Here is an 11,695-nt window from a genome sequence, read left to right as displayed (position 1 = left end):
TCTCGTTACATACTTTATAATAGTAAGAAACAGAAAAATATAAGAGAGATGGTGTAGATGCGAGTAAATAAGAAAACATATTCATTCTTTCAACGTATTTGGCGAGGAGTGAAGGTAAATTATTATAAATTATTGCGTGCACCAGAAGGCGCGAAAATTGTTTCACGCGGATTTGCTGTTGGTTTTGGAATGGAGATGTTAGTTATTCATACGGCTTCGCTCGTATATCTTATTTTTTATCCGCTTGTTCGATTACTGAAAGGTTCGTTTCCTGCAGCGGTTATCGGTAATATTATTGGTAAATTAACATTTTTACCTGTTCTGTTAATTCCCTTTGCGCATGCACTAGGAAAACTTATTTATCCTTTTGAGATAAAAAAAATACCGCTTCACCATTATACAATAAAAGATTTTTTTTCAGTAAATGGGTTAACAATCTTAAAAGGCTTATTACAAAGTGAAGTCTATGTAATAATAGGTATGACGATTTTAGGGATTGTACTTGGCGTAATTGCTTATTTTGTTATGTACTATTTGTACGAGAAAAATCGTAAATTACGACTGACGAAAAGAAAGAAACAAATAAAAAGCCCAATTGTACAACTATAATGAATGCACATCACATTTCCTTTTTGAATATGCTTCTAAAAAGGAGGAAATGTGATGTTTTTTTCTTATTATGATCCAAGGTACCATCCACAAGTTAAGTATTATCCTGTTCCATATATAAGGCAAACTGTGCAACCATTACAAGAAAGTAGACCGTATTTAACTACTTGGCCATATTCAAATGTATATTATGGAAATTATTACGAAGCATAAAGCTGCTGACCTAAAAGGCATATAAGTGCCCTTTAGATCAGTAGCTTTTTTCCGTTATCGACCGTTCTTTGCAATATACCGGCGCTTCGACACGATTTAAAGACCCCTTGACGATATTTGACATACAAGTAGTCGATTCGCTGAGTTGAATCATACCAAAAAGTGAAAGGAGGTGACTAAAAAGTAGACTTTTTAGTCACCTCCTTATATATTCGCTTTCAAAATTACATTTTGGATTGTTTGCAATGAATGGGTTAACTGTTCCCGATCGCTTGCTGATAATGTTTGTAAATTTTCTTTTAGTTTTTTTAAAAGGAATTGTTTGTATTGATTGACTAATGATTTTCCTTCAGCTGTAAGAGACATTAAAATAACACGCCGATCTTTTTCGCTATAGTGGCGCTCTACAAGCTTTTCTTGAATGAGTTTATTTAACAGTGGTGTCATATTCGGTCTTGAAATAGCTAACCGTTTGCCGATTTCTGAAACTGCTAATGTATCTCGCTCATGCAATAACAATAATACCTGCGTATGTGATGGCGGCATATGTCGCTGAGAAGAAAACTCTCCAGGAAGCATAAACTTGCGATAAAAAAGAGGCACTAGCGAAAGGAGATGATCAACAATGTGTTCCCACTCACGTGAATCCATATAACAGCCCCCTTCTGTCCTTATTGTAACAAAAAAATACAATGTTATAAAAATAGAATGATTTTTGTGTGAATCTAAGGCGAAAAACCGCCTATAAGGGTTCGATTAGTTCAACTATATAATTCCCTTTTGTTTTAAATATTGCACGTGGCAGGAAAAGGAACTGACCGCTACTATGCATGGCCAAATGCTCTTGCCTATCTAAAAAAGATGTTTTTAGGTCGTTGTATTTATATAACCATAGGTAGGAACGTCGCCTACTTATATGATAACACTTGTTTTGCAAACGATTCGGCGATTTTCTCATATCCTTTATCATTTGGATGAACTTGATCATATAGTAAATCTTTTTGATCATTTGGCAATAAATTACGAATCGGTAAGACGAGTGAAGGTTGATTTTCTTTTGAAATCGAATAGATCACTTTATTCCAATTGTCTAAGAAAACACTTGCGTAAGAAGCAATGGCATCCTCTAGTTTTAATGGATTATAGAGTTCAGAGAGAATGATGAGCGCATTCGGATTAGCGGCACGAATCGTTTTTACAATGTTTTGTAAGTCTTGTTCAAAATAATCTTTCTCTTCATTTAATAACTTCATTCCTTCTAAAGCACCGACGTTTCGGTTGATGTGTAAAACATTATTTCCGCCAATACTAATTGTAATCATGTTGGCTTCTTTTATTTTTTGCTTCATTTCTTCGGTTTGCATCATTTGAAGTAACCGGTCTGTTGTTAACCCATTTTTTGCAAGATTATCGACGATAATTTGTTTTTGTAATTGTGTTTCTAATATATGAGAAGCAACTTGTACGTACCCACCTTGTGTAGACCCGTAACCTTTTGCAAGAGAATCACCTAGAACAAGATGATGAAGCGTCGCATCAGTTTGTGTATCAATCCAGTGTGGAACGGTTGCTACTGAAGATTCTTTTTGAACATTTGTCTCATTTTTCTTGTCACAATACAAAAGTGTAATGATAAGAAGGAGGAGACAAACTGTAGATAAAAGAAGTTTTTTCATTATGTTATCCTCCTTATAAATGGTTATTTTATCATATTCATGATGAGAAGCAATGGAATACACATTACGTGTTCACAAAAATTTTACAATACTTTAACATAAAATTTGTAGAAGTACGTCAAAATTTGTTGACGATATAAACGACAGTTCGTTATGATGAACTTTAGATGGGGTAAATTTATCCAAATCGCAAAAGAAGTAGGACAACTAACGTCTTGGCAATTTGGGTGATTAAGAAGTAGGGACACTGATCCCATCGTATATTTTATAACTAGGGACTATGTTATAAGGGGGATTTTTTGTGAAGAAATCAACAAAAACGTTGGCTGGTGCTGCACTTGCAATAGGTGTTATTGCTCCGCAAGTATGGCCTACACCTGCACATGCAGAAGGAGAGGAAAGTGCTGTAAAACTAAGAATATTAGAAACATCTGATATTCATGTGAACTTAATGAACTATGATTACTATCAAACAAAAACAGATAATAAAGTAGGATTAGTTCAAACAGCGACTTTAGTTAATGAAGCACGTAAAGAGGCAAAAAACTCTGTTTTATTTGATGATGGAGATGCATTGCAAGGAACGCCGCTTGGTGATTATGTAGCAAAAGTAAAAGGTTTAGATGGAGGCTATGTCCATCCATTATATCGTTTAATGAATATGATGAAATATGACGTCATTTCTCTTGGAAACCATGAATTTAACTACGGTTTAGATTATTTAAAACAAGCAACTAGCAAAACACAGTTTCCTGTAATTAACTCGAATGTATATGATGCGAAAACTGGTGAAAATTATTTCAAGCCATACCATGTGTTTGAAAAAGAAGTAGAAGATGAGGCTGGTCAAAAGCATAAAGTAAAGATTGGTGTAATGGGCTTTGTTCCACCGCAAATTATGGGATGGGATAAAGCGAATTTAGAAGGAAAAGTAATAGCGAAGGATATTGTAGAAACAGCGAAAGAAATGGTACCGAAAATGAAAGCGGAAGGCGCGGATATCATCGTTGCGCTAGCTCATTCGGGTGTTGATAAAAGCGGTTACAATTCTGGAATGGAAAATGCATCTTATTATTTAGCAACAGAAGTTCCTGGTGTTGACGCAGTGCTGATGGGGCATTCTCATACAGTAATAACGGACAAGTATGAGAATGGTGTTCCTGTTGTAATGCCAGGTGTTTTCGGAAGTAATTTAGGAATGATTGATATGGAATTAAAGCAAGTGAACGGAAAATGGGAAGTACAAAAAGAGAAATCGAAACCTGCCGTTCGTCCAATTGCAGATAGTAAAGGAACTGCTTTAGTAGAATCAGACCAAAAATTAGTAGAAGCAATAAAGGATGACCATGAAGGAACAATTAAATATGTAAATACACCAGTTGGCGAAACGACAGCGCCAATTAATAGTTACTTTGCGCTTGTACAAGATGATCCATCTGTTCAAACTGTAACGAATGCACAAAAGTGGTACACAGAGCAGAAGATGAAGGGTACGGAATTTGAAGGGCTGCCAATTTTATCAGCAGGTGCACCGTTTAAAGCAGGTGGCCGTAACGGCGCTACATATTATACAGACATTCCAAAGGGAACGCTTGCAATTAAAAACGTTGCAGACTTATACGTATATCCAAATACATTATATGCAGTGAAAGTAAATGGGGCTCAGTTGAAAGATTGGTTAGAAATGTCTGCTGGTCAATTTAATCAAATCGATCCAAAGAACAAAGATGAGCAAAAATTAGTGAATGTTAACTATCCAACATACAATTTTGACGTATTAGACGGTGTGAAATATGAAATTGATGTAACGCAGCCAGCTAAATATGACAAAGATGGAAAAGTTGTAAATGAAGCTGCAAATCGTATTGTGAACTTAACGTTTGATGGAAAGCCAGTATCGGATAGTCAAGAGTTTGTTGTAGCAACGAATAACTACCGTGGTAGCAGTAAAACATTCCCAGGTGTAAGTAATGGGGAAGTAATTTTACAATCTCCTGATGAAACACGTCAAATTATTGTAGAATATATGAAACAAATAAAAACAATTAACCCGACAGCAGATAAAAACTGGGCATTTAAACCAATCACTGGTGAGAAATTGAATATTACATTTGATTCTTCTCCAAATGCTCAAAAATATATAACAAAAGACGGCAACATTTCTTACGTTAGTCCATCAGAAAATGAATTTGCTAAATATGCAATTGATTTATCAAAAAAAGATGAACCAGCTGGTGGCGATAATGGAACTGATGAGCCGAAAACGCCAACAGATAACAACAATGGCGGAGATCAGCCGAAAACAACAGAAGATAATAAAAACAACGAAGAGAAGCCGGCAGCAACAGACGCAGGTAAAGAGCAAGCGAAAACAGACAACAACTTGCCAAAGACAGGAGCGAATATGTTTACGACATTAGGAGCAGGTCTTGCGTTTATTGGGGCAGGTGCGATTGCGTTATTTAGAAGAAAGAAATTAAATAAATAAGAAAGAAAAAGTCCGCTGCTTAGCAGTGGACTTTTCTTTCTATTCCTTATTTCATGAAAGAATGTAGGAATCGTTCCAGCACTAATTAATGTATCAACCAGTAAAAAGATAAAAATGGCAAATTAGCTGAAATACCAATTCATACTTCGTTCTGTACTGGTTCGCACCATTCACCAGATTTCTGAAATCTTGAAGCGAAATACTACTAAATCCTATCATCGCCGATTCATATCGTGGTAGTAAATTTTTATTATATAAAATAGAAGGAATATCAACAGTTATTTTTGAAGTTATATGATAAAGAAAAGGATATAAATTATCTTTTTGTTCTTTATAATGAATATGAGGAGGGGAAAATATGAAGGTAAAGATCATAACGATTTCAATGGTGTTCACAGTCATTTTTGGTGCTGGAATTTATACAGCATTTGCGTCATCTCCTAATCCAATAAAGAAAAGTGTTGAAAAACCAAAAGAAACAGTGAGACAAGATGAAGAAGAAATAATGAAAAAAACAGCAGATAAATTCGGAATTTCTACAGAAGGAAAACCAAAAGAACAGATTCAAAAAGAAATAAGTGTAGTGCGTTCTGAAAAGCGACAAGAGCTTCTTCGTGAGCATGCGAAAGAGCTTGGAATCGACGTAGAAGGTAAAACGGACGAACAGTTAATTCAAGAGATTGGTAAAATTCAGAGCAAAAAATAGGGCGACTTATCATAGGATAAGTCTTCTTTTTTTAGAACATGGTTCCATGAAAAAGAATTGACAGTATTTGCCCTCTAATGTTAACCTTTTAAACAAACAAGTTAACATTAGAGGTGACAATCATGACTGTGAGGAGCATGGAGCAAACTTTTACATATGAGGAACTAGCTCAAAAAAATAAAGATTATGTATGGCATCCATTTACCCAAATGAAAGATTATTTGGAAGATGATCCTGTCATTATCGAACGGGGAGAAGGAAGAAAATTATACGATGTGAATGGAAAAGGCTATTGGGATGGTGTGTCTTCCATTTGGCTCAATGTTCATGGTCACCATGTTCAAGAGCTAGATGATGCGATTCGTGAGCAGTTAAACAAAATTGCGCACTCTACATTGCTAGGTATCGCGAATGTACCAAGTATTTTATTAGCCGAAAAAATTATTGAAATTGTACCTAATGGACTAAAGAAAGTTTTTTATTCTGATTCTGGTGCAACGTCAGTTGAAATTGCAATTAAAATGGCCTTTCAATATTGGCAGCATAAAGGAAAGCCTAATAAGAAGAGATTTGTTACGATGAAAGAAGCATATCACGGTGACACAATTGGAGCGGTATCTGTCGGGGCAATTGATATGTTTCACCAAGCATATAGTACGCTTTTATTCGATACGTTAAAAGTACCATATCCGTATATATATCGTTCTCCTTATGGGGAAGATGGGCAAATGATTGTGAAAAAACATTTAGAAGAAATGGAAGATTTATTACGAGAGAATCACGAAGAAGTAGCAGCTGTTATTGTTGAACCGATTGTCCAGGGGGCGAGCGGGATTATTACAATGCCAGATGGTTATTTAAAAGGATTAAGAGAGCTTTGTACAGCATACAATGTTCTTCTTATTACAGATGAAGTAGCAACGGGATTTGGCAGAACAGGCAAAATGTTTGCATGCGAACATGAAGGAATCACACCGGATATTTTAACTGCTGGAAAAGGGTTAACAGGAGGATATTTACCGGTTGCTATTACCGTAACGACAGATGAAATTTATCGTGCTTTTCTAGGTGATTATGAGGAACAAAAAACGTTTTTCCATGGCCATAGTTATACAGGAAATCCACTAGGCTGTGCAGTAGCGCTTGCAAACTTGAAATTATTTGAAACGACTAATCTTATAGAATCTGTTAGTCATAAAGCAGAATATATCGAAAAGCGCTTAGAAGTTTTGCATGGATTTAAGCATGTGGGAGATATTCGTCAGCGAGGCTTTATGATTGGCATTGAGCTCGTGCAAAATAAAGAAACGAAGGAAGCATATTCTTGGCAGGAACGAGTCGGTGTGAAGGTTTGTAGAAGAGCACGTGATTTAGGAATGATTCTTCGTCCACTAGGGAATGTTGTTGTCTTTATGCCGCCGCTTGGGTCAACGATAGAAGAGCTTGATGATATGATTGCAATTTTACAGCAAGCTATTCAAGAGGTAACGGAGGAGAAATGATGAGTGGTTTCTTTGTGACAGCGACCGATACGGAAGTAGGGAAAACGGTTGTAACAGGTGCATTAGCTGGTGTGCTTCGCGAGCGCGGATACAATATTGGCGTGTATAAACCATTGCAAAGCGGTCATCTTGCCTCTCATCCAGAAGGAGACGCTGCTCGGTTGAAAGCTGCTGCCGGTGTAACAATATCATGTGAAGAGATTTGCCCTTATTCAGTTGAAGAACCGCTTGCGCCTCGCTTAGCAATGAGGCGGGCAGGAAGGCAAGTGCTATTATCAGATATTACGAGTCATTACAATGAATTATCAAAACAATTCGACTCTTTGTTTGTAGAGGGCGCTGGCGGACTTGTCGTTCCTTACACAACTGATGCCCTCGTTGTCGATTTTGCGAAACAGCTGCAATTACCAGTGCTTATTGTAGCAAGGCCAACGCTTGGGACAGTGAATCATACTATTTTAACGGTTTCTTATGCAAAAGCACACGGTCTTTCAGTCGCGGGTATCATTTTATCTGGATGCCGAGAACATGAAAAAGAAAGAGTAATAGAAAACAAAGAAATGATAGAAGAATTAAGCGGCGTACCGGTTATTGGATTGCTGCCAGCGCTCCGTGAAAACTTTACGAGAAATGAACTATTACAAGCGGCAGAAGAGAGTATTGCTATCTCAAAATTAGAGGAGTTTTTACGCAATGAATCCAGTGTGGGAAACGCATTTTCAGTCTAAGCTATCGAGTCTTATAGAAACGTCACAGCACCGAAAATTGTTGGCAACGGAGCACGCCGAACAAGCGTGGCTCGTTCGAAATGGAAAGAGATTATTAAATTTAGCTTCAAACAATTACTTAGGATTAGCTGGTGATGTACGGTTAAAAGAAGCTGCAATTGAAGCGACAAAAACGTATGGGACCGGAGCGACGGCGTCCCGTCTCGTTGTCGGGAACTATCCGTTATATGAAGAAATTGAACAGCGAATATGCGCTTGGAAAGAAACTGAAAAAGCACTAATTGTGAATAGTGGTTATACGGCAAATGTCGGAGCAATTTCTTCACTTGTAGGTCGTCATGACATTGTATTTAGCGATAGGCTGAATCACGCCAGTATTGTAGATGGCATCGTATTAAGTGGTGCTGAGCATAAGCGCTATCGTCATAATGACTTAGAGCATTTAGAGCAATTACTGAAATCTGCTAAGGCAGACAAGCGAAAACTTATTGTGACGGATTCTATTTTTAGCATGGATGGAGATAGGGCTCATTTAGAAGATTTAGTGATGCTAAAAGAAAAGTACGGAGCGCTTCTTATGGTTGATGAGGCACATGCGGGCGGAATATACGGGAAAAACGGAGCGGGTCTTGCTCATGAGTATCCGAAATTAGCCAAGTCGATAGATATTCATATGGGTACATGTAGTAAAGCATTGGGTTGCTATGGTGCATATATTACCGGAAATGCTGTTTGCATCGAGTATATGATCAATACGATGCGTAGTTTTATTTTTACAACTGCTTTACCACCAGGAACGCTTGGTGCAATCGGAAAAGCAATTGACATTGTGAGAAAAGATGAAACACATCGTCATATATTAATAGAAAATGGCCGATATTTTCGAACAGGTTTGCAAGAAGCTGGTTTTCATATTGGAGACAGCACGACGCATATTGTTCCTGTAATTGTAGGGTCTAATGAAGCAGTGCTCCGTTTTAGTATGAAATTGCAAGAAGCAGGAATAGCAGCGATTGCTATTCGGCCGCCTACTGTTCCGCAGCATAGTTCTCGCATCCGCTTTGCCGTAACAGCTCACCATACGAATGATGATTTACAATGGGCAACGCAGCGGATTGTACAAATTGGAAAAGAAGAAGGAGTGATTTCATGACGCAGCCTAGTCTTATTCTCATTCCCGGATGGGGCATGGAAGAACTGGTTTGGGAAGCATTCCTTCCGCATTTACATGATTTTCCCGTACATGTTGTTCATTGGCGTAATAGTGAAGATAAACAGGAGTTTCAACGTCGAATTATAGAGGTAGCAGAAGGGAAAGAAGTAATTTTAGTTGGCTGGTCACTTGGAGCATTGGCCGCTCTTCAAGTACATCATTCATTGCAAACGAAAGGGATTGTGTTACTAGGAGGAACAGCGAAATTTACAACTGATTCCGATTACATACATGGCTGGAAAAACTCTTTTGTTGAACGAATGAATCGAAATCTTTTGAAACAAAAAGATGATACGTTGAAACGGTTTTATGTGAGTATGTTTTCCAAGGCGGAGCAGGAAAACGGACATGATATTGCATTCTTGAAAATAGCGGAACAATTTCAAGGTGATTCGATTCATTCTTTGCAATGTGGACTCCAATATTTAATAGAAACAGATGTTAGAGAACAGCTATTACAAATAGATGTGCCAGTATTACTCCTTCATGGAAAAGATGATATGATTTGTCCTCTCTCTGCTGCGGAGTATATGCAAGAAAAAATAAACGCATCACTCACGATTATAGAAGAAGCTGGACATGCACTTTGTTTCACACAAGCAAAGCGATGTGCAAAAGAAATGATACAGTTTGTAAAGGGGATAGAGCGAAATGATTAACAAGGCGTTATTACAAAAACGATTTAATCAAGCGGCTGTATCCTATGATCAATATGCAAGTGTTCAAAAAAAGATGGCGGATCGGCTGCTTGCTCGTATGAAAGAGCACTTCGATGAAGCGGCACAAATTCATATTTTAGAACTTGGCTGTGGCACAGGTTATGTCACAGAGCAACTAGCAACATCCTTTCCGAAGGCAACGATTACCGCTGTTGATTTTGCAGAAAGTATGATTACAAAAGCAAAAACAAGGTGTAATGTAGAGGCTGTTACATTTCGATGTGAAGACATTGAACGTATTACACTTCACGAGCGATATGATGTAATAATCTCGAATGCAACATTTCAATGGTTAAATGATTTATCAGCTACATTAGTACATTTATATAAAAATTTACGTGAAGATGGTGTGCTGTTGTTTTCAACATTTGGAAATGAAACGTTTCATGAGCTTCATACATCATTTGAGCGTGCGAAAACAGCGAATGCCATAGAGAATACTACAACTGTTGGGCAAAGATTTTTAACAGGGTTACAGCTGCAAGGGTTGTGTAAAAGAATAACAGGGGATATACAGATTACTGAAACATGTTACATAGAAACATTTGCTACAGTTCGTGAATTTTTACAATCGATTCGTAAAGTTGGAGCAACGAACAGTAATGAAGAATCTTATTGTCAAAGCCCTTCTATCTTTCGTAGTATGCTTCGCATATATGAACGAGATTTTACAAAATGTGAACGAATTGCAGCAACATATCATGCTTTATTTTCTTATATGAAAAAAGAGGGGAAGAGAAGAAATGAAACATGTCCAAACGAAAACAGATTGGAAGCAAATCGCATTTGAAGTAGTAGAGGGAAGAGATGTAACGAAAGAAGAGGCACTCAGTATTTTACAAGCAAATGACGAAGAAATTTTAGAAATTATGAATGCGGCGTATGTAATTCGTCATCATTACTTTGGGAAAAAAGTAAAATTAAATATGATTATTAATACGAAGTCAGGTTTATGTCCAGAAGATTGTGGGTATTGTTCGCAATCAATCGTATCCGAAGCGCCGATTGATAAATATGCTTGGTTAACACAAGAGAAGATTGTAGAAGGTGCGCATGAAGCAATCAAGCGTAAGGCAGGCACATATTGTATCGTTGCTTCTGGCCGTCGCCCAACGAATAAAGAAGTTGATCATGTTATTGGAGCGGTACAAGAAATTCGCGAAACGACTGATTTGAAGATTTGTTGCTGCCTTGGATTCTTAAATGAAGATCAAGCGGAGCGCCTTGCAGAAGCTGGCGTACATCGTTACAATCATAATTTAAATACACATGTAGATAATTACGAAAGCATTTGTTTAACCCATACATTTGACGATCGTGTAGATACAGTTGAAAAGGCGAAGCATGCGGGGATATCACCGTGTTCTGGTGCAATTTTCGGAATGGGTGAAACGACGGAACAACGCGTAGAGATTGCATTCGAATTAAAGCGTCTAGATGCGGATTCTATTCCATGTAACTTCCTTGTTGCTGTGAAAGGAACGCCGTTAGAAGGGCAAAAAGAATTAACACCAACGCAGTGCTTAAAAGTATTAGCGATGATGCGTTTTGTAAATCCGTCAAAAGAAATTCGTATATCTGGCGGACGTGAAATTAATTTGCGATCTGTTCAACCGCTTGGTTTATTTGCAGCAAACTCAATTTTCGTTGGAGATTATTTAACAACTGCTGGCCAAGAGCCAACAACAGACTGGGGAATGATTGAAGATTTAGGGTTTGAAATTGAGGAATGTGCATTGTAGGCCCTATGCTAACTTGAGAAGAAAGCTCTCTATGAAGGAGCTTTCTTTTTTTGTAAATAAAATGTAATAAAGCGTATATAAGTGTTGGAATCATTGGAT

12 protein-coding genes are annotated in these 11,695 nt (G+C 37.5%); 10 read left to right on the top strand and 2 right to left on the bottom strand.

All coding sequences use genetic code 11. The annotated features are described in order from the left end of the window. Window positions 1–57: 57 nt before the first annotated feature. The gene (locus tag BR72_RS01835) at window positions 58–609 is read left to right on the top strand and encodes a DUF2062 domain-containing protein (protein WP_035429450.1); all 552 of its coding nucleotides are present in this window, start codon (window positions 58–60) and stop codon (window positions 607–609) included. Between the two features lie 54 nt (window positions 610–663). Then, the gene (locus BR72_RS26615) at window positions 664–822 is read left to right on the top strand and encodes a hypothetical protein (protein WP_177206863.1); all 159 of its coding nucleotides are present in this window, start codon (window positions 664–666) and stop codon (window positions 820–822) included. A gap of 204 nt (window positions 823–1,026) precedes the next feature. Here BR72_RS26615 and BR72_RS01830 read toward each other — a convergent pair whose 3' ends face one another. Continuing rightward, on the bottom strand, window positions 1,027–1,497 hold the full coding sequence (locus tag BR72_RS01830) for a MarR family winged helix-turn-helix transcriptional regulator (protein WP_156107888.1): 471 nt from the start codon (window positions 1,495–1,497) through the stop codon (window positions 1,027–1,029). 233 nt (window positions 1,498–1,730) lie between these two features. After that, window positions 1,731–2,498 carry a GDSL-type esterase/lipase family protein gene (locus BR72_RS01825; protein ID WP_035429447.1) on the bottom strand — a complete coding sequence of 256 codons (768 nt, stop codon included), beginning with the start codon at window positions 2,496–2,498 and terminating at the stop codon, window positions 1,731–1,733. A gap of 301 nt (window positions 2,499–2,799) precedes the next feature. Between BR72_RS01825 and BR72_RS01820 the strand changes: the two genes are divergently transcribed. The 8 genes from BR72_RS01820 to bioB all read left to right on the top strand — a co-directional run bounded on the left by BR72_RS01820 (window position 2,800) and on the right by bioB (window position 11,596). Beyond that, window positions 2,800–4,986, top strand: coding sequence for a bifunctional 2',3'-cyclic-nucleotide 2'-phosphodiesterase/3'-nucleotidase (locus tag BR72_RS01820; protein ID WP_035429445.1), 2,187 nt, complete (start codon window positions 2,800–2,802; stop codon window positions 4,984–4,986). A gap of 358 nt (window positions 4,987–5,344) precedes the next feature. Continuing rightward, window positions 5,345–5,692, top strand: a complete 348-nt coding sequence (locus tag BR72_RS01815) for a hypothetical protein (RefSeq protein WP_035429443.1) — start codon at window positions 5,345–5,347, stop codon at window positions 5,690–5,692. 122 nt (window positions 5,693–5,814) lie between these two features. Continuing rightward, window positions 5,815–7,194, top strand: a complete 1,380-nt coding sequence (gene bioA, locus BR72_RS01810) for an adenosylmethionine--8-amino-7-oxononanoate transaminase (protein WP_035429441.1) — start codon at window positions 5,815–5,817, stop codon at window positions 7,192–7,194. Beyond that, window positions 7,194–7,922 (top strand): dethiobiotin synthase, encoded by a 729-nt coding sequence (bioD, locus tag BR72_RS01805; protein ID WP_035429439.1) that lies wholly within the window; start codon window positions 7,194–7,196, stop codon window positions 7,920–7,922. The genes bioA and bioD overlap by 1 nt, the downstream gene beginning before the upstream one ends. Beyond that, on the top strand, window positions 7,888–9,075 hold the full coding sequence (gene bioF / locus BR72_RS01800) for an 8-amino-7-oxononanoate synthase (RefSeq protein ID WP_035429436.1): 1,188 nt from the start codon (window positions 7,888–7,890) through the stop codon (window positions 9,073–9,075). Before bioD ends, bioF begins: the two co-directional genes overlap by 35 nt. Then, complete coding sequence (locus BR72_RS01795) at window positions 9,072–9,794, top strand: alpha/beta fold hydrolase (protein WP_035429434.1); 723 nt, start codon at window positions 9,072–9,074, stop codon at window positions 9,792–9,794. The genes bioF and BR72_RS01795 overlap by 4 nt, the downstream gene beginning before the upstream one ends. After that, window positions 9,787–10,644, top strand: coding sequence for a malonyl-ACP O-methyltransferase BioC (gene bioC, locus BR72_RS01790; RefSeq protein WP_035429433.1), 858 nt, complete (start codon window positions 9,787–9,789; stop codon window positions 10,642–10,644). The genes BR72_RS01795 and bioC overlap by 8 nt, the downstream gene beginning before the upstream one ends. Further along, window positions 10,598–11,596: a biotin synthase BioB gene (bioB, locus tag BR72_RS01785; RefSeq protein ID WP_035429431.1), complete on the top strand. Its 999-nt coding sequence runs from the start codon at window positions 10,598–10,600 to the stop codon at window positions 11,594–11,596. The genes bioC and bioB overlap by 47 nt, the downstream gene beginning before the upstream one ends. The last annotated feature ends 99 nt before the right edge of the window (window positions 11,597–11,695 follow it).

The organism is Bacillus sp. UNC322MFChir4.1 (assembly GCF_000746135.1).
Lineage (GTDB): Bacteria > Bacillota > Bacilli > Bacillales > Bacillaceae_G > Bacillus_A.
This window is presented reverse-complemented; position numbering and strand designations above follow the sequence as displayed.